Source organism: Streptomyces sp. 4F14 (assembly GCF_048159485.1).
GTDB lineage: Bacteria > Actinomycetota > Actinomycetes > Streptomycetales > Streptomycetaceae > Streptomyces.
Genome location: NZ_JBLRVY010000139.1, coordinates 1 through 438, shown reverse-complemented (window position 1 = coordinate 438; position 438 = coordinate 1). Strand labels below are relative to the sequence as shown.

1 protein-coding gene is annotated in these 438 nt (G+C 70.5%); it reads left to right on the top strand.

Annotated elements, in window-relative coordinates; genetic code table 11:
• Positions 1-116: 116 nt before the first annotated feature.
• The coding region (locus ACLZOT_RS50015) for an ATP-binding protein (RefSeq protein ID WP_416975988.1) at positions 117-438 on the top strand (322 nt) is incomplete at its 3' end.

Genomic DNA, 438 nt, shown 5'->3' with positions numbered 1-438 from the left:
GATTCCCTCGTAGGCGCATCGACCATATGGGCGGCATCACGTCAATGATGTGCTTACGGCTGGGCACTCGCGGCAATACGTAACGGTATGTCGAGCCGCGGCCAGGAGGCTGGAGCATGAGCATCTGGTGGTCACTCCATCTGCGCCGTGAAGCCGCGAGCGTTCCCCTCGCCCGGCGCCTGCTGCTCGGCACCATGGAGACGGCGGGCGTCGACCCCGACATCTCGTACGACCTCTCCGTCGCCCTCAGCGAGGCCTGCGCCAACGCCGTCGAGCACGGCGGCGACACCCCGGACGGCACCCCACAGGCGTACCGGGTCACGGCCTATCTGGACGGCGAGAAGTGCCACATCGAGGTCACCGACTCGGGCCCGGGCTTCACGGCACCGCCCCGCGCCCCGCGCCCGGCGTCCTCCGACGCCGAGGGCGGCCGGGGCC